General features: G+C 41.2%; 25 protein-coding genes. 15 read left to right on the top strand and 10 right to left on the bottom strand.

Going from position 1 to position 26,247, the window contains the following annotated elements; genetic code table 11:
* Window positions 1-5 precede the first annotated feature (5 nt).
* Window positions 6-1,166, bottom strand: a complete 1,161-nt coding sequence (locus L1068_RS17300) for a hypothetical protein (RefSeq protein WP_237131238.1) — start codon at window positions 1,164-1,166, stop codon at window positions 6-8.
* A 91-nt stretch (window positions 1,167-1,257) separates the two neighbouring features.
* Window positions 1,258-3,708, bottom strand: coding sequence for an acyl-CoA dehydrogenase FadE (fadE, locus tag L1068_RS17295; RefSeq protein ID WP_237131237.1), 2,451 nt, complete (start codon window positions 3,706-3,708; stop codon window positions 1,258-1,260).
* Window positions 3,709-3,925: 217 nt separating this feature from the next.
* Here fadE and L1068_RS17290 point away from each other — a divergent pair, with 217 nt between their 5' ends.
* The 3 genes from L1068_RS17290 (at window position 3,926) to L1068_RS17280 (ending at window position 5,648) form a co-directional block, all read left to right on the top strand.
* Window positions 3,926-4,351, top strand: coding sequence for a hypothetical protein (locus L1068_RS17290; RefSeq protein WP_237131236.1), 426 nt, complete (start codon window positions 3,926-3,928; stop codon window positions 4,349-4,351).
* On the top strand, window positions 4,338-4,808 hold the full coding sequence (locus tag L1068_RS17285) for a DUF4124 domain-containing protein (RefSeq protein WP_237131235.1): 471 nt from the start codon (window positions 4,338-4,340) through the stop codon (window positions 4,806-4,808). Before L1068_RS17290 ends, L1068_RS17285 begins: the two co-directional genes overlap by 14 nt.
* A 75-nt stretch (window positions 4,809-4,883) precedes the next feature.
* Window positions 4,884-5,648 carry a class II glutamine amidotransferase gene (locus tag L1068_RS17280; RefSeq protein ID WP_054978418.1) on the top strand — a complete coding sequence of 255 codons (765 nt, stop codon included), beginning with the start codon at window positions 4,884-4,886 and terminating at the stop codon, window positions 5,646-5,648.
* Between the two features lie 123 nt (window positions 5,649-5,771).
* Here the strand turns inward: L1068_RS17280 and L1068_RS17275 are convergent, their stop codons facing one another.
* The 5 genes from L1068_RS17275 to cmoA form a co-directional block, all read right to left on the bottom strand.
* Complete coding sequence (locus tag L1068_RS17275; protein ID WP_237131234.1) at window positions 5,772-6,524, bottom strand: DUF3108 domain-containing protein; 753 nt, start codon at window positions 6,522-6,524, stop codon at window positions 5,772-5,774.
* The gene (purN, locus tag L1068_RS17270) at window positions 6,475-7,113 is read right to left on the bottom strand and encodes a phosphoribosylglycinamide formyltransferase (protein ID WP_237131233.1); all 639 of its coding nucleotides are present in this window, start codon (window positions 7,111-7,113) and stop codon (window positions 6,475-6,477) included. The genes L1068_RS17275 and purN overlap by 50 nt, the downstream gene beginning before the upstream one ends.
* A complete protein-coding gene (gene purM / locus L1068_RS17265; protein WP_105171635.1) occupies window positions 7,113-8,153 on the bottom strand; it encodes a phosphoribosylformylglycinamidine cyclo-ligase in 1,041 nt (346 codons plus the stop codon). Before purM ends, purN begins: the two co-directional genes overlap by 1 nt.
* Window positions 8,154-8,344: 191 nt before the next feature.
* The gene (gene cmoB, locus L1068_RS17260) at window positions 8,345-9,313 is read right to left on the bottom strand and encodes a tRNA 5-methoxyuridine(34)/uridine 5-oxyacetic acid(34) synthase CmoB (RefSeq protein ID WP_237131232.1); all 969 of its coding nucleotides are present in this window, start codon (window positions 9,311-9,313) and stop codon (window positions 8,345-8,347) included.
* Between the two features lie 11 nt (window positions 9,314-9,324).
* Entirely contained in the window at window positions 9,325-10,047 is a 723-nt protein-coding gene (cmoA, locus tag L1068_RS17255; RefSeq protein ID WP_054978423.1) for a carboxy-S-adenosyl-L-methionine synthase CmoA, read from the bottom strand.
* A 448-nt stretch (window positions 10,048-10,495) separates the two neighbouring features.
* Between cmoA and L1068_RS17250 the strand changes: the two genes are divergently transcribed.
* The 3 genes from L1068_RS17250 to L1068_RS17240 all read left to right on the top strand — a co-directional run bounded on the left by L1068_RS17250 (window position 10,496) and on the right by L1068_RS17240 (window position 12,857).
* A complete protein-coding gene (locus L1068_RS17250; RefSeq protein ID WP_054978424.1) occupies window positions 10,496-11,182 on the top strand; it encodes a DUF3334 family protein in 687 nt (228 codons plus the stop codon).
* Window positions 11,183-11,349: 167 nt separating this feature from the next.
* Window positions 11,350-12,087 carry a hypothetical protein gene (locus L1068_RS17245; protein ID WP_054978425.1) on the top strand — a complete coding sequence of 246 codons (738 nt, stop codon included), beginning with the start codon at window positions 11,350-11,352 and terminating at the stop codon, window positions 12,085-12,087.
* A gap of 23 nt (window positions 12,088-12,110) precedes the next feature.
* On the top strand, window positions 12,111-12,857 hold the full coding sequence (locus L1068_RS17240) for a zinc-dependent metalloprotease family protein (RefSeq protein WP_237131231.1): 747 nt from the start codon (window positions 12,111-12,113) through the stop codon (window positions 12,855-12,857).
* Window positions 12,858-12,874: 17 nt separating this feature from the next.
* Here L1068_RS17240 and L1068_RS17235 read toward each other — a convergent pair whose 3' ends face one another.
* Both L1068_RS17235 and L1068_RS17230 read right to left on the bottom strand, forming a co-directional pair.
* Entirely contained in the window at window positions 12,875-13,405 is a 531-nt protein-coding gene (locus L1068_RS17235; RefSeq protein WP_082428472.1) for a YgjP-like metallopeptidase domain-containing protein, read from the bottom strand.
* A gap of 6 nt (window positions 13,406-13,411) precedes the next feature.
* Window positions 13,412-14,260 (bottom strand): DUF72 domain-containing protein, encoded by an 849-nt coding sequence (locus L1068_RS17230; protein ID WP_237131230.1) that lies wholly within the window; start codon window positions 14,258-14,260, stop codon window positions 13,412-13,414.
* Between the two features lie 173 nt (window positions 14,261-14,433).
* Here L1068_RS17230 and aspS point away from each other — a divergent pair, with 173 nt between their 5' ends.
* Window positions 14,434-16,200, top strand: coding sequence for an aspartate--tRNA ligase (aspS, locus tag L1068_RS17225; protein WP_237131229.1), 1,767 nt, complete (start codon window positions 14,434-14,436; stop codon window positions 16,198-16,200).
* 68 nt (window positions 16,201-16,268) lie between these two features.
* Here the strand turns inward: aspS and L1068_RS17220 are convergent, their stop codons facing one another.
* Window positions 16,269-18,119: a methyl-accepting chemotaxis protein gene (locus L1068_RS17220; RefSeq protein WP_237131228.1), complete on the bottom strand. Its 1,851-nt coding sequence runs from the start codon at window positions 18,117-18,119 to the stop codon at window positions 16,269-16,271.
* Window positions 18,120-18,694: 575 nt separating this feature from the next.
* Between L1068_RS17220 and L1068_RS17215 the strand changes: the two genes are divergently transcribed.
* The 8 genes from L1068_RS17215 (at window position 18,695) to tolB (ending at window position 26,246) form a co-directional block, all read left to right on the top strand.
* Window positions 18,695-19,786, top strand: coding sequence for a DUF418 domain-containing protein (locus L1068_RS17215; protein ID WP_237131227.1), 1,092 nt, complete (start codon window positions 18,695-18,697; stop codon window positions 19,784-19,786).
* A gap of 105 nt (window positions 19,787-19,891) precedes the next feature.
* Window positions 19,892-20,416: a crossover junction endodeoxyribonuclease RuvC gene (gene ruvC, locus L1068_RS17210; RefSeq protein WP_010560443.1), complete on the top strand. Its 525-nt coding sequence runs from the start codon at window positions 19,892-19,894 to the stop codon at window positions 20,414-20,416.
* Window positions 20,413-21,030 (top strand): Holliday junction branch migration protein RuvA, encoded by a 618-nt coding sequence (ruvA, locus tag L1068_RS17205; RefSeq protein WP_010560442.1) that lies wholly within the window; start codon window positions 20,413-20,415, stop codon window positions 21,028-21,030. The genes ruvC and ruvA overlap by 4 nt, the downstream gene beginning before the upstream one ends.
* Window position 21,031: 1 nt before the next feature.
* On the top strand, window positions 21,032-22,039 hold the full coding sequence (ruvB, locus tag L1068_RS17200) for a Holliday junction branch migration DNA helicase RuvB (protein ID WP_010560441.1): 1,008 nt from the start codon (window positions 21,032-21,034) through the stop codon (window positions 22,037-22,039).
* Window positions 22,040-22,880: 841 nt separating this feature from the next.
* On the top strand, window positions 22,881-23,567 hold the full coding sequence (tolQ, locus tag L1068_RS17195; RefSeq protein ID WP_054978430.1) for a protein TolQ: 687 nt from the start codon (window positions 22,881-22,883) through the stop codon (window positions 23,565-23,567).
* Entirely contained in the window at window positions 23,567-23,992 is a 426-nt protein-coding gene (gene tolR, locus L1068_RS17190) for a protein TolR (protein ID WP_237131226.1), read from the top strand. Before tolQ ends, tolR begins: the two co-directional genes overlap by 1 nt.
* A gap of 2 nt (window positions 23,993-23,994) precedes the next feature.
* Complete coding sequence (gene tolA / locus L1068_RS17185) at window positions 23,995-24,882, top strand: cell envelope integrity protein TolA (RefSeq protein ID WP_237131225.1); 888 nt, start codon at window positions 23,995-23,997, stop codon at window positions 24,880-24,882.
* Window positions 24,883-24,890: 8 nt separating this feature from the next.
* Complete coding sequence (gene tolB, locus L1068_RS17180) at window positions 24,891-26,246, top strand: Tol-Pal system beta propeller repeat protein TolB (protein ID WP_010560437.1); 1,356 nt, start codon at window positions 24,891-24,893, stop codon at window positions 26,244-26,246.
* Window position 26,247 lies beyond the last annotated feature (1 nt).

Raw genomic sequence — 26,247 nt, 5'->3', positions numbered from 1 at the left:
TAGCACTACCAATTGCTAACACATGGATCAAAGTCAGGTTCGTTACTGAGAGTGATCGCTTGTTCAACAAGGTAGCGAGTTGCATCTACCTCATTACTGTTTTTAATAACCTGAATATAATTCTTAAAGAGTTGCTCACTTTGCCACATAAGTTGCGTTGCGAGGCTGCTTTGAGTGAGCAGTTTTTGAAAGTTTTGAGTTTTTTCATTTAAAAACGCGATTTCACTTTGGTCATTACGTACTTCATATGCCTTTCGTTGCAACGCAATGCCTATTGCTGTTGAAATTAGGGTGCTTTGGCTTTGTTCTAATCGCTCACCAATATTAATACAGGCATCAAGTAATCTAACTTCATCTTGCGTTACGTTACTACAGGTTTTGTTAATTGTGCTGAAACTTGGAGTTGGCGCGGCTGCGAGAATACTTTCAACACCGATAAGAAATAATAAGTCATTATTGATATTCAGCTGATTGAGCGCTTCATCGTAGAAATAATACGTTTGTTGTCGATATTCATTGTAATCTTGTGCATTGGCAGCGTTGTTAATTGCATTTAGCGTATGTTGTGGGTCTTCTTTCGGGTCTATCAAGCTGGCATATGCTAACCAGCTCGCGCCATTATTGCGATCAGTATTAAGCGCTGATCGAATCGTTTGTTCGTCACAGACTTGAGTTGTACACGCCAGCAGTGTGTGATGAGCAAGATAGCGGTTATTTGGATATTCACTAAAAAGGGTGATTAAAGGGTGGGGCTGTTCAGGGTTTTGCGCGTAAGACAATAAAGCATGGGTAATTTTACTTTCAAGTGTGACCGCGTTGTCTTTAAGGGTAGCAAGTAATGTGTGATTATCGAAAATACCATGGTTGTTACTTACCTGTTTAGCGAGCTGCTCAAGCGCAAAAAAGTCAACGTCTTTGTCATCACAGAGTGTTATGGTTTCTGAAGAAATGTCACTTTCAGATTCATTTTGTGTTGTGTCATGTTGTTGCTGCTCTAAAGTATCGGTTTGCGGCGACAGTAACGTCTTGGTGTTGGTATCGTTATTAATTTGCGAAGATGTGTTAGTTTGAGATTGCACTGAATGCGTGAATGATTCACTTAATGCTATGTATAGTCCAGCTAATAATAAGCCAGCAGTGATACATGCGAGCAAAAATTTATTCATGCCAATCCCTTAGTGTTATTTTTTTGCTAATGGCATAAAAAAGCCAGCTAATGCTGGCTTTTTATAACACAATCAAATTGTTAAGCAATGCTTAAGCAGCTTTTACCTTTTTTACAGAGTGGGCTGCTTTGCCTGCCAGTAAATCTGCAGGGTCAAAATCATCTACATTGATAACTTGTAAACGGCCAACTTCAGCAGCTTTTAATTGCTCAGCTTCATCACTTGTAATTGCACCAAGTTCAAGTCCCATCTCTGCAACTTTATCAAGGGCAAAGAATGGCAGCTTATCGCCTTTGGCGCGACATACTTTGTCGAAGATAGGTTCAACAGCAAGAATGTCTTTTAGCGTTTGCTCTTGGCGACCAATTAAGTTTAATGGCTCGTTAGTAACATAAATATTATGTGCTAAACGGTCGCGCGTTTCGCTTGGTGTCTGCAGTAAACGTGCTACCTTTTGCTCTAATTCGTCAGTTGGTTTACGAATTGGACGACCCCAAGGGAATAACACTAGCTTTAAGAAACCACGAAGCGGTGCAAACGGCATGTTGTTGATAAGATCAGCAAGTGCGCGTTGGCAAAGGTATAAGTGGTCTTGACAGCTCCACTGAACAAGTGCGAAGTCCTCTTTACGGCGACCTTCATCGTTGTAACGCTTAAGTGTTGCTGACACTAGATATAGGTAGCTTAGTAAGTCACCTAAACGTGCTGAAATACGCTCTTTACGCTTCAGTGAACCACCAAATACCGCCATACAAATATCAGACATTAGCGCAAGCGATGCACTGTAACGAGTTGCAGTGCGGTAGAATAGTGCTGTTTCATCATCGTATGGTGTTTTAGTAAAGCGTGCGCCTGTTAGGGCAAGCCATGCAGTACGTGCGAAATTCGAAATGGTAAAGCCAATGTGGCCCATAAGTGATTTATCAAACTGTGCAAGTGCTGCTTCTTTGTCTTCAATGTTACATGCTTCAAGCTCAGATAATACAAACGGATGACAACGAATCGCGCCTTGACCATAGATAATCATATTACGCGTTAGGATATTTGCACCTTCTACAGTGATGGCAATTGGCGCACCTTGATAACCACGACCTAGGTAGTTATTTGGACCTAAACAAATACCTTTACCGCCGTGAATATCCATAGCGTGTTTGGTTGAATCACGCATTTGCTCTGTTAGGTGATATTTTAAAATAGCAGAGATTACTGATGGTTTTTCACCTAAATCAACCGCACCTGTCGACATAGAAACTGCCGCGTCTGAGCTGTAAGCATAACCACCAAGTTTTGCTAATGGCTCTTCGATACCCTCCATTTTACCAATTGGTAAACGGAACTGACGACGAATACGGCTGTATGCACCACTTGCGATTGCTAGCGCCTTAATACCACCTGCTGAGTTTGAAGGCAGTGTAATTGCACGACCAACTGATAAACACTCAACCAGCATACGCCAGCCTTGACCAGCCATTTTCGCGCCACCGATGATGTAATCAATTGGTACAAAGACCTCTTCACCTTGCGTCGGACCATTTTGGAACGGTACGTTAAGTGGGAAGTGACGGCGACCAATTTTAACGCCAGGTGTATTTGTTGGAATAAGGGCACAAGTAATGCCTAAATCTTCTTTATCACCTAGTAATCCATCAGGGTCACGTAGTTTAAATGCAAGACCAAGCACAGTTGCAACTGGCGCGAGCGTAATATAACGCTTGTTCCACGTTAGGCGCATACCTAACACTTCTTCACCGTTCCATTCACCTTTGCACACAATACCAAAATCAGGGATTGAGCTCGCATCGGAACCTGCTTCCGGTGAAGTAAGCGCAAAACACGGAATTTCATCGCCTTTCGCAAGACCTGGCAAGTAGTGGTCTTTTTGTTCTTTAGTTCCATAGTGTTGTAATAGCTCACCTGGACCTAATGAATTAGGTACACCAACGATAGACGATAATAGCGTTGATTTAGAAGTTAGTTTTTGCAGCACACACGATTGTGCAAATGCAGAGAATTCTAGACCGCCATATTGCTTTTTGATGATCATGGCAAAGAATTTATTATATTTTAGATATTGCCAAACATCTTGCGGTAGGTCGGTTAGTTCATGGGTTGCTTCCCAGTCATCTAACATGGCGCATACTTCTTCTACTGGGCCATCGATAAATGCCTGTTCTTCGGCAGTTAAACGCGGAACTGGGTACTGGTGCATTTTTTTCCAGTTTGGGTTACCGCAAAATAGGTCTGCTTCCCACCATGTTGTACCTGCATCAATCGCTGATTTTTCTGTGTCGCTCATGCTTGGCGTCACTTTTTTAAATGCTTTGAAAATAGGCTCAACAATGTATTGGCGACGAATACTTGTCACCGACAGTGGAATAGCAATTGCTAAGAAAATTAGCCAGCTGATCATAGCGAAAGCGCCCATAAATGAGCCAATCACCAATACCGCAGCGGCAACGGTTAAATGGGTATGCCAGTTTGCTCTGTGGTAGCTAGCAATCGCTAAGCAACCAAGCAAGCCGAGTACGAATAAAGCAGTCATAGTTATTATCCTTGTAAGAGGTCTGACCAGATTCTCTTTAAGATTAGCTTTTCAGTACAAGAGATTCAAGACAAATTATTGGTTTTTTGAGCGTACAAATGTGCACTCAAGCAGTCTATTAATTATAGCTAACCACATGAAATAGCTATGGCTTTCATAAAATAATTGTTAGTATTTTGTCAGTAAACTTATCTATTTGTGTTTAAAAGGAATTAACATGCTTTCGGTCATCCATGACAAGATTAATTCATTTGCGTTCATTTCAATTAAATATGCACTTGGCTTATTTATTGGTATTGCAAGTTTTTTGCTAATAGTGGCTTTTGTTCTTGGCTATACTAATTTGCCATTAGGAAATTATATGCACGCAAATGGTTTGATCTCTTATGCGTTTGGTATGTTGTTTGGCGCGGTAATTTCAGCGGCTGCCATTTGGTTTCTCTCAAAAATATTAAAAATTAGCGAAGTTTCAGTATTTTGTTTGTTATCTATACCTGCATACTTTGTTTTACTCTCACTGCCAAGAGAAGCGTCAACAGTGTTAATTGCTTTGGTCACGAGTTTGTTTACGTGGGCTGGGTTTTTATTTCTTGATAATAAAGCAATGCTTGAATACCGAGAGCTTGAAGATGAAACGATTTAGTTATTATGTATTTACGTTATTAGCAATCGCAATTATTGGGCTGTTTGTTATTAAACTACCAAACGGTGAAACTGTATTTTCTGTAAATGATCTACTGGATTCAGTGAAGCGTGTTAAAACAATTATTCCTAACGACATTGAATTACCAAACATCAGCACTTTGCAGGAAAAGCAGGTGGATGTGTATATGTGGGTTGATGAAAAAGGCGTTACACATTATTCAGATATGCCAATAGAAGGCGCTAAGCAAGCCGAACTACCTGAGATTACGGTGCTACCTGCCGAAAAAGTTGAATGGCCAGAGGCACAGTTGCCAGGTGATAAAACGCGCAAACACAAAGATACCGATAAAAGTTATCTCGAGCGCGTTAGTACATTTAAAACAGATGCAGAACTTGCTAAAAAGCAACTTGAAATGCGCGCAAAACAACAACAAAAAGTACTCGATAATCTCTAATAGATAGCCTTTAGATTACTTTAACTCAGTTTAGATTATGGTTAGAATTAACTAAATTTATTATGGGGTTGTGCAATGTGTGAATTGCTCGGCATGTCAGCGAATGTGCCAACGGATATTTGTTTTAGCTTTTCAGGTTTATTAGAGCGTGGCGGTAATACAGGACCGCATAAAGATGGTTGGGGTATTACTTTTTATGAAGGTAAAGGATGTCGTACTTTTAAAGATTCTGAACCTAGCTGCACGTCTGAGATTGCCAAATTAGTAAAAGCGTACCCAATAAAAAGTTGTTCGGTAATAAGTCATATTCGTCAGGGCAATCGCGGTCGTGTGTGTCTTGAAAATACGCATCCCTTTACGCGTGAATTATGGGGCAGAGAGATCACCTATGCGCACAATGGACAACTTTCGAACTATCAAGACCTAAAGCCCGACTTTTACAAGCCTGTGGGCAATACTGACAGTGAGTTGGCGTTTTGCTGGATTTTAGATGAAATTCGTAAAAAATACCCGAAGAAGCCAAGTGATATGAAACCGGTTTTTCGTTATGCAGCAAAATTAGCAATTCAGCTGCAAGAAAAAGGCGTGTTTAACATGCTACTCAGTGATGGTGTATACGTATTAGCGGTGTGCTCGAACAATTTACATTGGATCACGCGTAAAGCACCGTTTGGCGAAGCGCGTTTAATTGATGCAGATATGATTGTTGATTTTAAAACAGAAACCACACCAAATGACATCGTGACGGTTATCGCAACCAGGCCACTTACCAATAATGAATCGTGGCACAAAATGAGCGGTGGTGAGTTTGTATTATTTAAGCTAGGCGTGCCAGTATAGTCTCTATTGATATCTCATTTTGTCGATGAAAACACGTGATTAACTGCGCCGTTTTCTATCGAAATAAATGAATTAAAAAAGCAGCGAATGGTCGCTGCTTTTTTGTTTTAAATAGATTCAAAATTACTTTTTAACTTCGTAACTTTTCAATTGTACGTCAAATTGCTCTACGCCTTTTTCACCTTTCCACATGCGCACGAGTAAATAATCCATGCTTGGCGCAAACCATGCTAAGGCCTGGCGTTTATCGCTGTTGTAAACGCGCTTGGCTTTGATTGTTTCGACATTACCATAAGGCAGTGTAATGGTTTCTGTACCTAAAATCTCAAACTTATAGTGGCGAGCTTTCCCCTTTTTGTCGACGATAGGGTAATCAAATACTTTTTTCCCTGCCATTAAATCCAAACGCATTTTCGCTTGATAAGTCATTAAATCTTGTACGCCAGTTTCCCAGTTAATTTCAAGCGGGTACTTTGAGCGATTCGACATCACTTGCTTGTTGTCGTGATTGAAATTTAATGTGTACTTGCGATCAGGACCCGTTCCGGTACGTTCCATCACGTAGCTTAGCGGCTTTATATCACCATTCGCACAATGAAACTCGGCGTGTTCGGAGCGTTTATCATTGAAAATCATCCATTTGATATCGCTTTTATAGCTTAACTCGCAGCCTTGTTCTGATACATTTAGGCGGCGAAATGCACTGCCATGACGTTCACCTTGGCGTAGAATGTCGTATTCAGCTTGATATGAATGAAGTTGTGTTGGTGTTGCCGAAATAATTGGCGAGAAAAGGGCGCTGGTAAGTACCGCACCCATAAGAAATTTAGATTGTAGCGCCTTGCTTTGGAATAACTTGGCCATCAAGAACTGCATTATCTGTTTCCATTGTTAGTCGTTTTTCACAGAACCACTGAACCACCAAAGGATAAATAATGTGCTCTTGTTGGTGAACACGTTGGGCTAACGTTTGCGCTGTATCGTCCGACTCAATAGCAACTTTGGCCTGCAAAACAACAGGACCGCCGTCTAACTCTTCGGTAACGAAGTGTACGCTAACTCCATGCTCTTTGTCTTTTGCGTCCAATGCTCTTTGGTGGGTATTCAGACCCTGGTACTTAGGCAACAAAGACGGATGAATGTTCAACATTCTTCCTAAATAATTTTGCACTAAGCTTGGAGTTAGGATACGCATAAAACCAGCTAATACAACTAGATCTGGACTAAAAGCGTCAATTTTATCCATTAACGCTGCATCATAGTCTTCACGGCTATCAAATGCTTTATGGTCAAGCACTAGTGTGTCTATGCCGGCATTTTCAGCGCGGGTAAGGCCATAAGCATCTGGGCGGTTAGAAATAACCGCACAGATTTCACCATTAATTTGACCCGCTTTTACCGCATCAATAATGGCTTGAAGGTTAGAGCCGCTACCAGAAATTAAAACGACGATTTTGCTAGTCATTAGATAATTTCTACTTGCTCTTCGCCTTGGCTAGCAGCTTGGATTTCACCAATATGCCATGCATCTTCGCCTTGTGCCTTTAAGATTTCTAAGCTTTGCTCAAGCTTATCTGCAGGCACAACTAAAATCATACCAACACCACAGTTAAATGTACGGTACATTTCGTGTGTTTCAATGTTACCGTTTTCTTGTAACCAGTTGAAAACAGCAGGCCATTGCCAGCTATCACCTTTAACCACTGCTTTTGCAGATTCAGGTAATACACGTGGAATGTTTTCCCAGAAACCACCGCCTGTGATGTGTGATAGCGCGTGAACGTCAACATCTTTTAGTAGTTCTAAAATTGATTTAACGTAGATACGCGTTGGTTCCATTAGGTGCTCACCTAATGTTTTGCCTTCAAACTCAGCATTTGTATCAGCACCAGACACTTCCAGTACTTTACGGATTAATGAATAACCGTTTGAGTGTGGACCGCTTGATGCAAGCGCAATTAGTTGGTCGCCTGCAGCTACTTTAGTGCCGTCGATGATTTTTGACTTCTCTACAACACCAGTACAGAAACCTGCCATATCATAGTCGTCACCTTCGTACATGCCAGGCATTTCAGCAGTTTCACCACCGATAAGTGCACAGCCAGAAAGCTCACAACCTTTACCAATGCCCGTTACTACGTCAGCAGCAACATCAACGTCTAGCTTACCAGTTGCGTAGTAATCTAAGAAAAATAGTGGCTCAGCACCTTGAACGATTAAATCGTTCACACACATAGCAACTAAGTCGATACCAACTGTATCGTGCTTTTTAAGGTCAATTGCTAAACGTAATTTAGTACCAACACCGTCGGTACCCGCAACAAGTACTGGTTCTTTGTAGCCAGTTGGTAGTTCACAAAGTGCGCCAAAACCACCAATGCCGCCCATTACTTCTGGACGACGAGTTTTTTTAACTACGCCTTTGATACGTTCAACTAATGCGTTACCAGCGTCGATATCTACGCCTGCATCTTTATAGCTTAAAGATTGTTTCTGTTCGCTCACGGAAATTCCTTAACGGTTGCATGTGGGTTGCATAAAAAATTGCGCGCATTTTACCTGATTTCGTGCGTTGCTACCACATTTATTGCAACTGGATGAGGACATTTGTCCAAGAAGTTTAAAGAAGTGTAGGGTGTGGCTCTCAAGCAAACAAATAATCGCTTGCTTGAGAGTAACTTAGAGTGTGAGGGCGCTTAGGCTTCGGCAATTAAGATGGCACGAAGCGGAGCAGGGTAGCCCTCGATGGTTTTATTTACATCGTTTGGATCCAGGAAGTCCGCGAGTGACTCTGTGGTCATCCAATCGGTTTTACGCTGTTCTTCAAGTGAGGTTTGGTCGTTGTCTACCACACGTATATTTTTAAAACCAACGCGCTCTAACCACAAGGTTAATGCTGCGGTACTTGGGATATACCAAACATTACGCATTTTTGCGTATCGGTCAGTTGGCATTAATACGCTATTTACATCACCTTCAACCACTAAGGTTTCAAGCACTAACTCACCACCAGGGCGTAACTGTGCTCTTAGTTGTGACAAGAAATCAATCGGTGAGCGACGGTGATATAACACACCCATCGAAAATACCGTATCAAACGCTTTTAGTTCAGGTAATTGCTCTACGCCTAACGGTAAAAGATGCACATTAGGGTCTGGATTAAAGTGTTTAATCGCTTGGAATTGGCTTAAAAACAGATCTGATGGGTCAATACCCACAACAAACTCTGCACCTGCACCGCGCATACGCCATAGGTGATACCCCGAACCACACCCAATATCCAGTACTGTACGATTGGTTAAATCTGAGATATGCGGTAATAGACGATCCCATTTCCAGTCACTGCGCCATTCAGTATCAATATGCAAGCCATGAATGGTAAAGGGGCCTTTACGCCAAGGCATCATGCGCTTTAGCAAATGCTCAAGCTGTTTTGTATGTCCTTCGCTTAGCTCAGATGCGTCGCCAAACTCTACTTTATCTTGAATGTTAATGTGCTTGGTATTTGACTCAGGTAAATTTTTAAGAACTTTTTCCCATTTCGGCCAATCGCCATGTTGCGCTTCGCGTTGCCAGTGGCTGAGCTGCGCTGGCAGTGTTTCTAACCAAGGACTTAATGGTGATTTTGCAATTGCTGCGTAAAAGTCAGTAAACCAGTTATTCATTTCTAAACCTATTATTTAATTGCAATCATTGAGCAGAAGTTAAAACACTGATACCACACTTGGGTATGTTGAAAGCCAATCTCTGATAGGCGCTCAAAATGTGCATTGAGTGTTTCCGGGCGCATTACATTTTCAATTGCGCTGCGCTTTTGACTTATTTCAAGCTCTGAGTAACCGTTTGCACGTTTAAAATCGTGGTGAAGGTCAATCAGCAAATCATCCACTAAGGTATTTTCACCTTTCACTTTTTCACTCAGTAGTAACACGCCACCGGGTTTTAAGCCTTGGTAGATTTTTTCTAACAAGGCAAAACGCTGAGGCTGCGGAATAAACTGCAACGTAAAGTTGAGTGCCACCACAGATGCATTGCTTATTTCAATTTCGTTGATGTCGGCTAATTCAACAGTGACTGGTACATCAGAACGGAAGCCCTCAAGGTGAAGTTTACAGCGTTCAACCATTGCCGCAGAATTATCAACCGCGATAATTTGGCAGTTTTGCTTGTCGATATTACGGCGCATGCTCAGCGTTACCGCGCCAAGCGAGCTGCCTAAATCATATAAATTGGAATTGTTTTGCGCATATTGTCCCGCAAGCTTGCCCATTGTGCTTACAATGGTTGCGTAGCCAGGCACAGAGCGCTGGATCATATCTGGAAATACCTCAACAACGCGTTCATCAAAGGTAAAATCTTTAACCGCTTGTTGGTTTGCGTAAATATTGTCTTTACTCACTTGCGTGATCTCTCAAGCTTTTAATCGGCATATTTTACGTTTTTTCTTGTCATTAGTCAGTGCCTTCATACAATCATTAATTAAAATTTTGATGTTTTTAGTAAAATTTAGTTTTCTCTTTTGTTAATTAGGTGTAGTTTGCTGTCTATACTCAATATAGTTGCAGTTCTAGGGTCTGTTGACCTTTTAAGTTCGTTTTTGCAGCAGTTTGATTGGGTTTTATACAAGGCAGAGGCTGCGTAGTATAGTTGTTCTATGTAAGTCAGCCGATAACACAGTAGAAAACCCAATCAAGCGTTGCCGAACGGTTCTTTTGAGCGCACTTTTCTCATTGTTGCTCGATATTCGCTTAGATTGCTAGGCCACACATCGAGCGCCGCGATAAAAGCACGCTCAAAGAGAACAAAAATAGAACAGCAAAGATCAACAGACCCTAGGCAGAGTAAGAATGAGAAAAAATAATACAATCAGTACCGAAGATATTTTAGCGACCTTATGTAAATCCGTAACCGAAGTGCTGTCGGCGGCAACCAACAATAAAATCGCCTATTCTGCCATGGTGCAGAAAATAACACGCACCTGTATGCGTCCCGATATCGGCTGCTTTGTGCTGTTTGACGGTGGCTTTACTGGTCTTGTTGTGAAAAACTTCACGGCGCAAGCTGCGATGGAAATTTATGGCGACTATATGCGTAATATGGGTATGCCAGAAAGTGAGATTGCTAAGAGCCACTTATCAGACGACGTGTCAAATGTGCTTGGTGAACTTATGAACCAAGTTGTCGGTGATTTTACCAATAAGGTACGTGAGCAATTACATACATCCATTACGCAGAACCAGCCAAAAATGATGGCAATTAATAAGCAAGTTCAAATCTCTGTTGATACCACCATGGATAGACCGCAAGCACGCCGCGTCACGTTTACCACAGAAGATCAAAATATCTTTTACCTAGAACTCGCAATGGATAAAACCGAGTTTATAAAACTGCATGATTTTGATATTGCTGAAGCCGTTGATCCAGACGATATTATTGCCAACGAAAAAGCAAAGCCAACAAAAAAGAAGACAGAAGTAAAATCATCGGCAAACGATGATATTGATGACGACTTTATGGCAGACCTTGGGTTGTAACACCTTTTACCATTTTATTAAGGCCTCATTCGTGAGGCCTTTTTTGTATCTGCAGCTAAATCATTGTTCCTCATAACAAACTTAGTAAACAACTGTTAACAGGTGGTTGTTTATTGGTCATTTCTTTAATATTTTGTACCTAAAATAGATAAATTCAAAAGTAAGTTATGAAAATTAAAGTCGTGATTTTAATCCTAGTGTCTCTCGTTGTGGGTGCAGCCTATTTATACGGAATATCTGATGAGCACACGCAGCCTGCTCAGCAAGTTGAGTCTGTGGTTGTTGCCACAGAACAGCCTAGCGAATTAGTGCTCGCCGCTGGCACTTTAGGGGCAGGAAAAGACGTTACCACGGATGAAATAGAAATCACAGTTCAGCCAGCAAAGCCACAAGGCGCCGACATGCCTGAGCAAACAAAAAGTCATTACAGCAATATCATAAAATCGTCACCAGAAGCAAAACACTATTTAGCCGATGCTGGGCTTATTCCTTCTGATTTAAACGGTGAGCACTATGTTGAATTTGATCTCGACGCGTTACGGGCGCTTGAAGAGGGCAATACGTTTGATATGGCAATACCACAAACGGCTGAAGAATTTTCAGCGGAAGTCACTAAGGTAACGGTTTTCCCCAATGGGGATAAAAGTGTTCATGCCTTAGTGGTGGGTGGCGATGGGCGTTTTCATAATACCGTACTGACGGTTGGCAGTGACGCGCTTTATGGCCAATTTACGGTACCGTCAGGTAACTATGCATTTGAATCTAAAAATCAGCATGGTTGGATAGCCGCTAAACGTGATCTTTATAAAAATCATGTTGAGCATATGCCAAACCAAGGTGATAGCGATGACCACACGTCATCACATAATCATGACCCCATGTCGGTGGTCGATAATGGCAAATAAGCCAATCTAAAAGGGAAATCAAAATGAAGAAAATGGTAAAATCGGCTGCAGTAGCGGCAGCCTTACTTGCGTCTAACGCTTATGCAGCAACCATTGATATTGCAGTGTTATACACAGATGAAGCAGCGCGCAAAACGGGTAACATTAACACTAAAATCAACCAGTTAATCTCGTTTTCAAATCAGGTGTATAGCCAAAATGGCAATAACATTACATTACGCTTAGTAGGCTCTTCAAGTATTGGCAATGTTAGCGCACAGCCAACAGAAGGTATGCTACGTTCATTAACAAACAGTTCAAGCATTCAAAATTACCGTAACCAAACACGTGCAGATATGGTTGCATTACTGGGCACTAGTCAAGCTGTTGGTGATAATTCGGGTTTAATTTCATGCGGTATTGCGTGGGTTGGCCAAGGCAGCAACGGTCGCTTATACAATTCGTCAAGTGATCTAATGTATAGCATTACAGCGGTAGATTGTGGTGCTACGACCTTTGTTCATGAACTTGGCCACAATATGGGATTAGCGCACTCACGTAAGCAAGGTGATACGAGTGGTGGCGTGTATGTTGATGGCATGGGTCATGGTGTACAAAATGTATTTGCTTCAATTATGGCGTATCCGCATGTGTTTGGCAGTGCAACACAGTACGACTATTTTTCTAATCCAAATTGGAGCCTTGGTAGTTACCCGTATGGCGTAACAGGCCAATCATACGCGCACAAAACCGTAAATGCTGTGCGCGACCAAATTGCTAGCTTTAAATAATTTTTAAAGCATCCCTGTTAAGGAGAGTAAAAGTTCTCTCCTTTTTCACACAACACCATAAATAAGCGCAGATCCAATTCACATTCAAAATAGTTTGCTTGCATGTGGCAGCATAAGTTGTAAAAGCTCTTGTTATGGTCTTTTTCTTTAAAATGTGCGAGTTCATGAACGACTAACGCTTTTAAAACTTCTAAAGGGGCATATTTTAATTGATTTGCCACCGCGATATGGTGCTGAGCTTTAAGTTTTTTACCGTGTGCGTGTCGTTTAAAGGTATGCGTACCAAGTGCATTGAGCACCAAGTCTTTTCGCTTTTCATACCTTACCGAGTTCAATTTTGCGGCATTTTTCAAAAACTGTTGTTTTAGCGTGTTGGTATATTCATAAAGCGTTTTTTCAGAATTATATTGATGGCCGCTTGGGTATTTTTTCTTAAAGTACTGAATTAACTTACCTGAGCTTATCAGGGTGTTAACCTGCGCTTTTATTGGCTCAGGGTAACCGTTAAAGTAGTTCATGTACGGTGAGGTGTTATCGATTGCTGACATACATACCTAAAATAAGTCGTTTTGTTTTGCTTCTGTTTGCGCAGGAAAAGGCGCTAACACATTATGGTTAAAGCCACCATCTTGGCAAAACTGGCGCGCAAGTTGGGCTGAGTCGTGGTTGTCGGCAGTATGAAAAAATACATACGGTGTTTTACCTTCACTTTGCCATTGTTTTATTTTTTTGACCCAAGGCGCATAAAAGGCATGATTATTTTTTAATGTTGAACAGCCAACAAAACGGATAATCGGCTTTTCTCCGGTTGCGATAACATTGACAGGCACGCGTGGTTTTTTATTTTGCGCATCGATAATCGCATCTGTATTTGCAGGCTCAGAAAAAAGTGCTCGGGTATCCATTATAATGCGGTCAACATTGTGACGCATGAGTAGCTGATTAAAACGCTTTTCATTGTCGTCTTTTTGGAAAAAGCCAAGGTGTCTTACTTCAATGGATAATGGAATGTGCTTCGGCCAAATTTGAATAAATTGCTCAATTCGCGGCATGTAAGCGGGCGAACATGATTTGGGCAACTGCAGCATTACAGAACCTATTTTTGGCAGTAATGGGTCAAATAAGGTGAGCCAATCTTTGAGGTCTTGATTTATGCCTTCTAGCGCCATTTGATGCGAAATACGTTTCGGTATTTTAAAGGTAAAGCGAAATTCATCACCAGTGCTTTGATACCAGTTATTAATTGCTGTTGGCGTAGGGTCGGCGTAAAAGCTGGTATTGCCCTCCACAGTATTAAAAATTTGGGCATATTGCGAAAGCATTTCACTGTTTTTACAGTGGCGTGTGAACACACGACCTTTCCAGTGATTACTGGACCACTGTGGGCAACCTAAATACAGCATTTAGAAAATTATTTGATGAGCAATTTTTGTAGTTTATCAAAGACGGAATTTACTCTCTACACTCGCAATTTTAAAGCGCTTAAGTATAATTGGCGTTTATTTTTTAGTGATGACTAATTTCGAGCCGATTATGTGTTCGAAAAATTGATAAGTCTTTTACGGACAGGATAGATATGCGCTCTATATATTGCGGACAAGTAAATAAATCAAACGTAGAACAAACGGTCGAACTGTGTGGTTGGATCAATAAACGCCGTGACCTAGGTGGCTTAATCTTTATCGACTTACGCGACCGCGAAGGGTTAGTGCAAGTGGTATTTGATCCAGACGTTGAAGGCTTAATGGATACCGCTAACCAATTACGTAACGAGTTTTGTGTAAAAGTAACGGGTGTTGTACGTGCTCGCCCAGAAAGCCAAATCAACAAAGATATGGCAACAGGTGAAGTAGAAATTTTAGGTAAAGGGTTAGAGATCATTAACCGTTCTGAACCATTACCACTTGATTTTAATCAGCAAAACTCTGAAGAAATGCGTTTGAAGTATCGCTATTTAGATCTTCGTCGTATCGAAATGAGTGAGCGCATTAAGTTACGTGCTAAAGCGTCATCATTTGTTCGTCGTTTCTTAGACGATAACGGTTTCTTAGATATTGAAACACCAGTACTTACTAAAGCGACTCCTGAAGGTGCTCGTGACTATTTAGTGCCAAGCCGTGTACACAATGGTAGTTTTTACGCATTGCCTCAGTCGCCACAGCTGTTCAAACAGTTATTAATGATGTCGGGTTTTGACCGTTACTATCAAATTGTTAAGTGTTTCCGCGACGAAGACTTACGTGCTGACCGTCAACCTGAATTCACTCAAATCGATTTAGAAACGTCATTTATGAGCTCTGACGAAGTGCGCGCAATGACTGAAAAGCTGATCAAAGATATGTGGCAAGAGCTACTAAACGTTGACCTTGGTACATTCCCAGCTATGTCGTACGCAGATGCAATGCGCCGTTTTGGTTCAGATAAGCCAGATCTACGTAACCCAATGGAATTAGTTGATGTTGCGGATTTAGTTAAAGACGTTGAGTTTAAAGTTTTCTCAGGTCCTGCTAACGATGAAAAAGGTCGCGTAGCGGTACTTACTGTACCAGGTGGTGCATCACTTTCACGTAAGCAAATTGATGAATACACTAAGTTCATCGGCATTTACGGCGCGAAAGGCTTAGCTTGGATGAAGGTGAACGACCTTGCAGCTGGCGTTGAAGGCGTACAATCACCAATTGCTAAATTCTTAAGCGAAGAGGTGATCAGCCAATTACTTGAGCGCACTAATGCGCAAACAGGCGACATCATTTTATTTGGTGCCGACAAGCGCAATGTTGTTGACGAAGCAATGGGCGCGCTTCGTTTGAAAATTGGTTTAGATCTTGAAATTACTGACCTAACAAAGTGGGCACCACTTTGGGTTGTTGATTTCCCAATGTTTGAAGAAGACGATGAAGGCACATTGCACGCGGTTCACCACCCATTTACTGCACCAAAAGACGTTTCTGCGGCTGAACTAGAAGCAAACCCAGCAGCAGCGATTTCAGATGCATACGATATGGTACTTAATGGCTACGAAGTAGGTGGTGGTTCTGTTCGTATTCATAACAATGATATGCAACAAGCGGCATTCCGCATCTTAGGCATTGAGGCGCAAGAGCAAGAAGACAAGTTTGGCTTCTTACTTGATGCACTTAAGTACGGTACACCACCACATGCAGGTTTAGCATTTGGTTTAGACCGTTTAGTAATGTTGCTATGTGGCACAGAAAATATCCGTGACGTAATTGCGTTCCCGAAAACAACGCAAGCATCATGTTTATTAACAAACGCTCCAAGCGTTGCAAACCCAGATGCACTGGTTGAACTAGGTGTATCTGTGGTTGAGGCGGCTGACTAGTAATCGTTACCAAATCTAAAAAAGGCGCACGTTAATGTGCGCCTTTTTTGTTTGCTTGCAAAGGGAAACTAAACGGTAAAACGCGCGACATCTTGCTTCATATTTTGCGCATCGGTTTCAAGTGCATGACAATTTTGACTGTTTTCGCATGAATCAATAAACAATTGTTCAGCCGAAACAGAGATATTTTCGGTTGCACTTTCTACTTCCTTCACTGTGTACATTTGTTCTTGTGTGGCACCTGCAATTTGAATAACGCGATCCCGAATGGCATCGAGCGATTGTTTATTGCGATCCATACTTTCTCTCGCAGTATCAAGAGAGTCGTTCATTTCACTGGTGAGACTTAAACTTTGTTCCATTGCCTGTTCAGAACGAACCACTAGATCTTGCAATGTTTTAATCATTTTTCCGATTTCTACTGTTGATTGCTGTGTGCGTTTGGCAAGCGTTCTCACTTCATCGGCAACAACGGCAAATCCTCGGCCTGTTTCGCCGGCACGTGCAGCTTCAATTGCGGCATTAAGTGCAAGCAAGTTGGTTTGCTCAGTGATATCACTTATCACGCTCGTTACCCCTTCAATTTCACGACTTGATAGGGTTAATTCACTCATAATCTCGCTGGTGGACTCTACTTGTGACTTTAACAATCCCATATTGGTGTGTGTTTGGCTCATTACATCAGTGCCTTCACGCATATCTTGTTCCGCTTGCTCTACACTTGCCTCTACGTCAACACTGCTTTGGGCAATGAGCTCAACGGCTTTAACCAGTTCTGACACCGCTTGTTTGACTGCGAGCGTATTATTTTTTTGATCTTCAATTGCGGTTTGCGAACGTAAACTTAACTCGGCAGAGTGGTGGGCGCCTTTTTCAACGGCTTCACCTTTATGCTTAATTTCACGTACTATTTCTGCTGTGGTATCAATAAACTCGTTAATGCTGTCGGTAAACTCTGACAATTCATCTTCACCGTCTAATTCAATGTGTTGGGTTAAATCGCCATTGCCGTGGCTAATATCTGCCATTTTTTCATTGGCACTGTGTAGGCGATGAATAATGCGATAAGTTTGCCACAATAAAATAATTGAAATAACCACTGTGATAAGTCCAGACACCATTGCGCCTTGCTTTTTACTTACTTGCAATGTGTTAGAAATTTCAGCGTTAATGCCCGCTGTTAATTGGCTGAGCGTGGATTCTACTTGGTGAATGCTGCCTCGTAATGCACCGCGTAATCCTTCTTCTTCTGATAAACCTCGTTGTTTTAATGCATCAGCAAGGTTTGCTGCGGCATTTTCGAAGTTTGCAAGGGTGGCTGTGGCGCTTACGGTGTCATAAGTAGTGAGATAGGTTTTTACTGTGCTTAGTTTTTCTTGCGCTTGATTTTTGGCTGCAATATCCAGCGATGATTGAAAGTCGTTTTCAAGTAGTACGAGCCGCACCATAGAGCTTATTGCATTGGTGTCGCCAGTTGTTAGCACCGCTTCTTTTAATTGTGTTTCGGCTAAATTGAATGCCTGTCGCAATCCTTGATCTTTTGATAAGCCAATGCGCTTGTCGAGTGCCACTAAGGTAAGAAACTGAGTTTCGTATTGCTCGATTAAATCATGAGTATCGCTAAGTTGTAGCTTTAACGATGGAATGGTATCGAGCGCGTTGTGTAATGCATGAATGTTTTGCTTAATCAACACAATGCGCTGATTAAACTTATCAACATACTTTTCGTTTTTACGCAGTAAAAAGTCTTTTTCATGACGTCTGAGCATCAGCATGTTGTTGCTCAACTCTTTACTTAGCGCCAGTTCGCTTCCGAGTTCTGCCATTTGATTTGTTGAATACCAAATAAGACTCGCCATTACTGCCATAGCTAAAATAATTAGCGCCGATAGTGACAAAAATGATCGTTTGATAGACATGAACACTCCTTATTCATCAGTAGAATTGCTCGTAATTTAGTACGATATTTAACTATCAATAATGCTAGGATCAGTTTTTAATTCTTGCCACAAAAATGTCATATTAGCGGCTTTTTATCTTGCTTTGATAATTGAACTGAGCAAATAAATCACCTTTATCACGGTAAAAACGATGAGGTTGAGTTGTCTATGTATTGTGATAATGAGATTACAAACTACTTTCTAGCAGCTATTTGTAATCATTAAAGCGTTAAATTTGTTTGCGATATGCGAAGCGCGATTGATGCACACGTTTACCGAGTACTCAGACAAACGAACACACTAGAAAGCATAAAATACCAAAGCTCATATACTTTAACTGACGAGTTAACTTTTAAATCTAACTTTTGGCTAAATAAGTTATTTCCATTATTCCACTGGAAGTAGCCATATCACAGCGTTTTATCACATTGATACGGCTACCCATGGCAATTGTTATCATTTAATCTCGCCGTTTATCATTTAATACTTTACCAACAGTTACTTGAAGCACATTATGGCTGCGTTTTTAGTTTTCTCGAATGTAGGTTGTATGTATGCCACGTATTAAAACGCTAGATGTACTGAGAGGTTTTGCTGTGTTGGGTATTCTGTTTATGAATATTTACTATCATAGCGTTTTTGAATTAGGTTACGTGCCGCTTCAAGTCGCACCGCTTAGCGATAATGTGATTGAGGTGATAAATGCCTTTTTTATTGATGGTCGTTTTAGGGCCTTATTTTGTTTACTGTTCGGTGTAGGCTTAGCTATTTTGTATGATAAGCATGGTCAAGAGGATGCCTTTACGCTATTGAAGTCGCGTTTAAATTGGCTTCTTATTTTTGGCTTTATCCATAGCGTGTTTATTTTTTCTGGCGATATTTTGGTTAACTACGCACTAGCGGGGTTGATAGTTTATCGCGAAATCGGCAGTAGCCAAGAAGTGCTCTTAAAAAAAGCAAAAACTTATTTTGCTATAGGCTTTTCATTAATATTGCTGTTTGCGTTAATCCCAAACGAACCCATCTACCGCGATAGCGATGAGTACTTCGAAATTATTAACACCTGGCAATCAGGTTATGGCGAGCAATTAATTCAGCAAATTGTGTTTACCATTATTATGTTTGTGTTTAGCTGGGTGTGTTTTATTTGGATTACCGCAGGCATTGTATTGTTTGGTATTTATTTATATCGCGCCGATTTTTTCAATACGGGTTTATCAACAAAGCAATTGCTTGCATCTTTATTGGTGGTGATAACCATATCGAGTATCGACGCGCTGCTGCGTGTTAATTACGTTCACTTGGTTGAACTCACCATGTCCATTGCCACATTTTCAGGACTAGTGTGCGCGTTAATGTATTGCCATGTTTTTATTAAGTTAAATGAAAAGCTTACCGTATTAAACAGTATTTTTGCGCCTGCGGGACGTATGGCATTTACGCTTTATATTTTACAATCAATTGTCTTTGCGCTCTTCTTTCGCTATTTTTCACCTGAATTTGTGCATAGCGCAACGCGTTTAGACTATATCTACTTGTGTTTAATGTTCTCAGTTTTTCAGCTGGTATTTGCGTTTTTCTATTTAAAACTTTTTAAGTCAGGGCCAATAGAGTGGCTTTGGCGCAAAGCATATAGCGCAAAATAAGTTAAATTTTGTGCAACTGTGCGTAGTTTAAAAACTATTACTGGTAATCCATACAGTTATTAGTCATTATTAGTTATCACAAGAAAACATCGCAAAAGGTGTGCATTGGCAATAATACTTGGCATCGACCCTGGCTCTCGCTTTACGGGCTATGGTTTAATTAAACAGCAAGGTATGAAGTTTGAATACTTGGGTAGCGGCTGTATTAAAATGGGCGAAAAGCCAATGGCCGAGCGCCTTAAAATAATTTTTCAAGGTGTTACGCAGCTAATTGAACAATATCAGCCAGATAGCTTTGCGATTGAACAAGTATTTATGGCGCGAAATCCCGATTCTGCATTAAAACTTGGCCAAGCCCGTGGCGCTGCAATGGTGGCGGCTTCGCTTCAGTCACTTGAGGTATTTGAATATTCCGCAAGGCAAGTTAAGCAGGCAGTTGTTGGCACCGGTGGTGCTGATAAATCGCAAGTACAACATATGGTAAAGAGCTTTTTAAAATTGCCTGGTACACCACAAGCAGATGCCGCCGATGCGTTGGCAATCGCCATTTGCCATGGCCATTCACAACAACATTTAATCAAGCTTTCAGGGCAAGCGAGTAAAACAGTAAGAGGACGATTAAGACGATGATAGGGCGATTACGCGGAACATTAGTAGAAAAACAGCCACCGGAAATCTTAATTGAAGTGAGTGGTGTTGGCTATGAAGTGAATATGCCAATGACCTGCTTTTACAACTTGCCGAAAGAAGGTGAAGAAGCGGTTGTTTACACCCATTTTGTGGTGAGAGAAGATGCACAATTATTGTTTGGTTTTAACAATAAAACGGAACGTGCACTATTTCGTGAATTATTAAAAGCCAATGGTGTAGGGCCTAAGTTAGGTTTGGCAATTTTATCGGGCATGTCTGCCGAGCAATTTGTTGCCTGTGTACATAATGAAGATGCAACAAGCTTGGTTAAATTGCCGGGTGTTGGTAAAAAGACCGCTGAGCGTTTAGTGCTTGAAATGAAAGACAGGCTGAAAGATTGGGGTATGGATCTCTTTACTCCTTATACCGATGGTGCAATATTGGAAATGCAAGAAGATCCAACCGTTAAAGGGTGTGCACAAGATGATGCGATAGCAGCGTTAATGGCACTCGGTTATAAAGCAAATCAAGCAGAAAAAGCCGTTAAAGCAATTAAAGGCAGTGGCTTATCAAGCGAAGCGCTAATTAAAGAAGCGCTCAAGGCAATGATGTAAAATGATTGAAGCAGATAGATTAATAGAGCCCGAGAAAAAAGGAAATGAGGATGTTATTGATAGAGCGATACGTCCAAAGCTGTTGTCTGATTACCGTGGTCAACCCCATGTAAAGGAGCAGATGGAAATTTTTATTGAAGCGGCGCGCTCTCGTGAAGAAGCACTTGACCATTTGCTTATTTTTGGTCCGCCGGGTTTAGGTAAAACTACGTTAGCGAATATTGTTGCTAACGAGCTGAACGTAAATATTAAAACGACGTCAGGTCCGGTACTTGAAAAAGCCGGCGATCTTGCGGCGATGCTAACCAACTTAGAAGAAAATGATGTGCTTTTCATTGATGAAATACATCGTTTAAGCCCACATGTTGAAGAAATTCTTTACCCAGCAATGGAAGATTACCAGCTTGATATTATGATAGGTGAAGGCCCGGCTGCACGCTCTATTAAATTAGACTTACCACCGTTTACATTAGTTGGTGCAACAACCCGTGCAGGTTCTCTTACTTCGCCACTTAGAGATCGTTTTGGTATTGTTCAGCGTTTAGAGTTTTATTCAGTTGAAGATTTATCACACATAGTTAGTCGCTCTGCGGATTTCTTATCCCTTGAAATGGAAGATGAAGGGGCGGTTGAAGTGGCGCGTCGTGCTCGTGGTACCCCGCGTATTGCCAACCGATTATTACGCCGCGTGCGAGATTATGCGGAAGTGAAAGCCGATGGTGTCGTTACAGCTGAAGTCGCAGGCAGCGCCCTTGATATGGTAGATGTTGATAAAAGCGGTTTTGATTATATGGACCGCAAATATTTACTGTGTCTTATAGAGAAGTTTATGGGCGGCCCTGTAGGCCTTGATAATATTGCAGCGGCAATTGGAGAGGAACGCGAAACAATTGAAGATGTGATTGAGCCATATTTGATACAGCAAGGGTTTATTCAGCGTACGCCAAGAGGGCGTATTGCCCAAGAGTTTGCCTATAAACATTTTGGCTTTCCAATAAAAGACGCGTAACGTTAGTTTCGGTTAAATAATTAATAAAGGTCGCTTAGCGGCCTTTTTTGTTATGTAGCTTTCACTTTGTAACAGGTAATGCTTGTAAAACACTCTTTCATGTAAAGACGCTCTATTGCCAATCAATTAAATATAGCAGTTAGCAAAAGTATAGGTTACAAGTCGATTTGTTATTTATATCTGAGCGTATTTATAGTGGAATTAGTAGGGTTTTTATAAATTTTAGGCAAAAAAAAAGCCCGCTAGGGAGCGGGCAAACAACAAGTTGAAGGAAGTAATCCAGGGAACGCATTTTAAAAAATGCTACACAATGACAAATCAGTAATCACTGTGTATATGAAACTAGGGTTAGCACAGTGTGTGTGCATGTCCTCGTGTTTACAGGTGCTATATTACGGATTAGTGTGGTTTTCATCAAACTAGAAAAATTATTTTTTGATATAAAAAAAACTAATGTGACAGTGTTTTTTATTGTGTGTATAACCATCAGTTAATTAATTGTTAATGATTATACCCTTGTATTTAAAGGAAAAATAATTAAAGCGTAAAATTTGTTCTATAAGTTTTATTGTTTTGGTGATTTGTATATTTCAGGTTTTGAGTATTTATTCATATTTAGTGAATAAACGTTATGTTTTTGAATGTTTAGTGCGTTATAAAATCATCATTTAGTATCATAAAGTTAATTTGTGTGTTTTTTTTGTTCAGTTGACGTGATTCTTACTGTCTAGCCATTGTATGCAGGTATTAGTATGGTTAAACTAAATCTCATACTAACAAGGGAACTTTCCAAGCACTAAACGAACTAACCCTTGACTATCAATCATTTCAGGAGTGAGCAGTGGCCACCGAAATTTCAATTATTGACTTAATATTTAAAGCGAGCTTTTTGGTGCAACTTGTAATGTTGACTTTGGTATTAATGTCTATTTTTTCTTGGGCTATGATCATTCAACGTCGAAAAGCGCTAACAGCGGCAAAAACGAATGCTAAAAAGTTTGAAGACAAATTTTGGTCGGGTGTCGATTTAAGTAAATTGTATGCGGAACTGTCTGCCCGTAATGAACTTGATGGCCTAGAGGCAATGTTCACTGCTGGTTTTAAAGAATATGCACGCCTTGCAAAAAACAATCATGCATCACCAGGTTCTATTTTAGATGGCACGCACCGTGCAATGCGTGTAACGCTGTCTCGTGAAGTGGAAAAATTAGAATCAAGCTTATCATTCCTTGCAACCGTTGGTTCAATTAGCCCATACATTGGTCTGTTTGGCACGGTTTGGGGGATTATGACCGCATTTATCGCACTTGGCTCAGTAAAACAGGCAACATTACAGATGGTTGCGCCTGGTATCGCAGAAGCGTTGATTGCAACTGCAATGGGTTTATTTGCTGCAATTCCTGCTGTTATCGCGTTTAACCGTTTTTCACACACAGTAGAAAAAGTAGAGTCGTCTTACGGCAACTTTATGGAAGAGTTTTCTAATATTCTTCATCGCCAAGCTGTGGCAAAAGTGGAAGCAAACTAATGTACCAACGTAAAAAACGTCGTCCGGTCGCCGAAATCAACGTAGTACCTTATATAGACGTTATGTTGGTTTTACTTATTATTTTTATGGCGACAGCGGCTGTGATCACCCATGGTGTTAAAGTTGATTTACCACAGATGGACCAGTCGGAGCTTGTTGAAGCCACGGAAACACCGCCAATTGTGGTATCAATCGATGCTGATGGTAATTACTATGCCAGCATTGGTATTGATCCAGAAGCGCCAATGGAAGCGGTTGATATTGCTGCCCAAGTTAAATTGGCGTTAGATAAAGACCCAAAAACCCCAGTAATGTTAAAAGGCGATGGTAAGGTAACTTATCAAGAAGTGTTACTGTTAATGGATTTTCTTAAAAAAGCGGGCGTACCGTCGGTGGGATTGATGACGGAGTCTTTTGAGCAGTAATTATGAAAAACGACTTTAAATCTGCCCTGGTAAAATCATCAGCTTTGCATATTGGCATTATTGTCGCGCTTGTTATTGGCAACTGGTTACAGCCATCAACGCCACAAGTAATGGAAGTCACCTTAAATGCTCCCGTTAAGCCAGAGCAAAAAGCCGTTGAGGCCGTGTCGGTTGATAATAAAGCCGTAGAAAAGCGCATTAACGAACTAAAAAAGCAAGAAGCAGATAAAAAAGCGGCTGAGGCAAAACGCATTCGTGACTTAGAACGTCGTGCTGCAAACGCTAAAAAGAAGCGTGAAGAAGAGGCAAGACGTATCGCAAAGCTTGAAAAAGAGCGCGTGCGTAAAGAAAGAGAAAAGAAAAAAGCAGAAGCTGCAGCGCGAGCAGCGAAGAAAAAGCAGCAAGCTGAACAGAAAAAAGCGGCAGAAGCGAAGAAAAAAGCCGAAGCACTTGCGAAAAAACGCAAAGCTGAAGAAGAAAGACTGAAAAAAGCGGAGGCCAAACGTAAGGCCGATGCCGAAGCTGCGCGTCAAAAAGCACTCGCTGAAAAAATGATGCAAGAGCAACTTGCCGCGGAAGCTGCAGCGCGCAGTCGCGCTAAGCAAGCACAAGTACTTTCTGAAGTAGAAAAATACACCGCGCTTATTATCGCTAAAATCCAGCAAAACTTATTGTTAGAAGACAGCATGAAAGGCAAGCAATGTCGTCTTAACTTGCGCCTTGCGTTTAACGGTTTAGTAACACAAGTGGAAGCGCTTAGCGGCGATAAACAAGTGTGTGAAGCCAGTATTCGTGCAGTACGCAGAGCCGATACATTGCCAGTGTCTAAAGACAAAGCGGTTTTTGAAAAACTTAAAAACATTAACTTAACCATTAAACCAGATATTTAAGGGATAACATGATTAGCGCATTACAAAAATGGGCTTTGTTGGTTGTGCTATTAGTGAGTACAGCAGCGAACGCCGCTCTTGAAATTGTAATTACCGAAGGTGTCGATTCAGCACGCCCGATTGGTATCGTGCCATTTAAATATAGCGGAAATGGTATCGCGCCCAGCAACATTACAGACGTGATTGCTGCCGACTTACGTCGCAGTGGTCGTTTTAATCCAGTGGCGCCGGCTAATATGCCGCAGCAGCCAACAACGGATTTAGAAGTAGATTACAGCGCGTGGGTTTCTGAAGGTGTTGAAGCCATTTTAGTTGGTAGCATTACCGAACAAATGGGCGACCGTTACTTAGTGAGCTATCAACTAATTGATGTTATTCGCGGCCAAATTACAGGTGGCGATACAAAGATTTTAAGTAAAGGCCGCTTAGTTAATTCGGAAGACCATATTTTAGATGCGCGTCAAACCGTAATTGGTAGCGATAGTTTCCGCCGTTACGGTCACCGTATTAGCGATGTGGTATACGAAGCGCTTACCGGTGAGCGCGGTGCGTTTTTAACTAAAATTGCGTATGTAATTGTACGTGAAAATGAAGATCGTCCATATCAATTAGTGATTGCAGATTACGACGGTTACAACGAGCAAACGCTATTGCGTTCGAAAGAACCGCTAATGTCGCCAACGTGGTCACCAGATGGCACAAAGCTGGCGTACGTAACATTCGAAAATCGCCAGAGCCAGATTTATATTCAAGATATTTACACCGGTAAACGCGAGCGCTTAACAACCTTTAAAGGCATCAATGGTGCGCCACGATTTTCGCCTGACGGTAATAAGCTAGCAATGGTGCTGTCTAAAGACAAAAATGGTGCGACTGAAATCTATGTAATGGACTTGAAAAGTAAGAAAGCACGCCGCATTACAAGACACAGAAGTATCGACACTGAGCCAAGCTGGCATCCAAACGGTAAAGAAATCATTTTTACGTCGGAAAGGGCTGGTAATGCTCAGATTTATAGCGTAAATTTAGCAACTGGTAAGAAAAGAAGACTTACTTTTGACGGTGATATGAATTTAGCGGGTTCAATCACGCCTGATGGTAATAGCTTGGTGATGGTAAATCGTACCTTAGGTCGATACCATATTGCTAAAAAAGAATTAAAATCAGGTGACTTCAGTGTGTTAACACGTACTCGCTTAGATGAATCACCAAGCATTGCGCCAAATGGCTCAATGATTATCTATAGTACGTTACATAATAATAAACAGGTCCTTGCATTGGTATCAATGGATGGACGGTTTAAAGCTCGCCTACCGGTAGCGGAAGGTGAAGTTAAGGCACCCGCGTGGTCGCCATTTTTGTAAA

It is taken from the genome of Pseudoalteromonas sp. MMG024 (assembly GCF_021654175.1).
GTDB lineage: Bacteria > Pseudomonadota > Gammaproteobacteria > Enterobacterales > Alteromonadaceae > Pseudoalteromonas.
The sequence above is the reverse complement of the archived record's forward strand: the minus strand, read 5'-3'. Positions and strand labels throughout refer to the sequence as shown.

What these genes read in the sequence shown, in the direction of transcription:
- L1068_RS17300 (WP_237131238.1), bottom strand. Translation starts at nt 1,166, where the DNA reads ATGAATAAATTTTTGCTCGCATGTATCACTGCTGGCTTATTATTAGCT.
- fadE (WP_237131237.1), bottom strand. Translation starts at nt 3,708, where the DNA reads ATGACTGCTTTATTCGTACTCGGCTTGCTTGGTTGCTTAGCGATTGCT.
- L1068_RS17290 (WP_237131236.1), top strand. Translation starts at nt 3,926, where the DNA reads ATGCTTTCGGTCATCCATGACAAGATTAATTCATTTGCGTTCATTTCA.
- L1068_RS17285 (WP_237131235.1), top strand. Translation starts at nt 4,338, where the DNA reads ATGAAACGATTTAGTTATTATGTATTTACGTTATTAGCAATCGCAATT.
- L1068_RS17280 (WP_054978418.1), top strand. Translation starts at nt 4,884, where the DNA reads ATGTGTGAATTGCTCGGCATGTCAGCGAATGTGCCAACGGATATTTGT.
- L1068_RS17275 (WP_237131234.1), bottom strand. Translation starts at nt 6,524, where the DNA reads ATGCAGTTCTTGATGGCCAAGTTATTCCAAAGCAAGGCGCTACAATCT.
- purN (WP_237131233.1), bottom strand. Translation starts at nt 7,113, where the DNA reads ATGACTAGCAAAATCGTCGTTTTAATTTCTGGTAGCGGCTCTAACCTT.
- cmoB (WP_237131232.1), bottom strand. Translation starts at nt 9,313, where the DNA reads ATGAATAACTGGTTTACTGACTTTTACGCAGCAATTGCAAAATCACCA.
- L1068_RS17250 (WP_054978424.1), top strand. Translation starts at nt 10,496, where the DNA reads ATGAGAAAAAATAATACAATCAGTACCGAAGATATTTTAGCGACCTTA.
- L1068_RS17245 (WP_054978425.1), top strand. Translation starts at nt 11,350, where the DNA reads ATGAAAATTAAAGTCGTGATTTTAATCCTAGTGTCTCTCGTTGTGGGT.
- L1068_RS17240 (WP_237131231.1), top strand. Translation starts at nt 12,111, where the DNA reads ATGAAGAAAATGGTAAAATCGGCTGCAGTAGCGGCAGCCTTACTTGCG.
- L1068_RS17235 (WP_082428472.1), bottom strand. Translation starts at nt 13,405, where the DNA reads ATGTCAGCAATCGATAACACCTCACCGTACATGAACTACTTTAACGGT.
- L1068_RS17230 (WP_237131230.1), bottom strand. Translation starts at nt 14,260, where the DNA reads ATGCTGTATTTAGGTTGCCCACAGTGGTCCAGTAATCACTGGAAAGGT.
- aspS (WP_237131229.1), top strand. Translation starts at nt 14,434, where the DNA reads ATGCGCTCTATATATTGCGGACAAGTAAATAAATCAAACGTAGAACAA.
- L1068_RS17220 (WP_237131228.1), bottom strand. Translation starts at nt 18,119, where the DNA reads ATGTCTATCAAACGATCATTTTTGTCACTATCGGCGCTAATTATTTTA.
- L1068_RS17215 (WP_237131227.1), top strand. Translation starts at nt 18,695, where the DNA reads ATGCCACGTATTAAAACGCTAGATGTACTGAGAGGTTTTGCTGTGTTG.
- ruvA (WP_010560442.1), top strand. Translation starts at nt 20,413, where the DNA reads ATGATAGGGCGATTACGCGGAACATTAGTAGAAAAACAGCCACCGGAA.
- ruvB (WP_010560441.1), top strand. Translation starts at nt 21,032, where the DNA reads ATGATTGAAGCAGATAGATTAATAGAGCCCGAGAAAAAAGGAAATGAG.
- tolR (WP_237131226.1), top strand. Translation starts at nt 23,567, where the DNA reads ATGTACCAACGTAAAAAACGTCGTCCGGTCGCCGAAATCAACGTAGTA.
- tolA (WP_237131225.1), top strand. Translation starts at nt 23,995, where the DNA reads ATGAAAAACGACTTTAAATCTGCCCTGGTAAAATCATCAGCTTTGCAT.
- tolB (WP_010560437.1), top strand. Translation starts at nt 24,891, where the DNA reads ATGATTAGCGCATTACAAAAATGGGCTTTGTTGGTTGTGCTATTAGTG.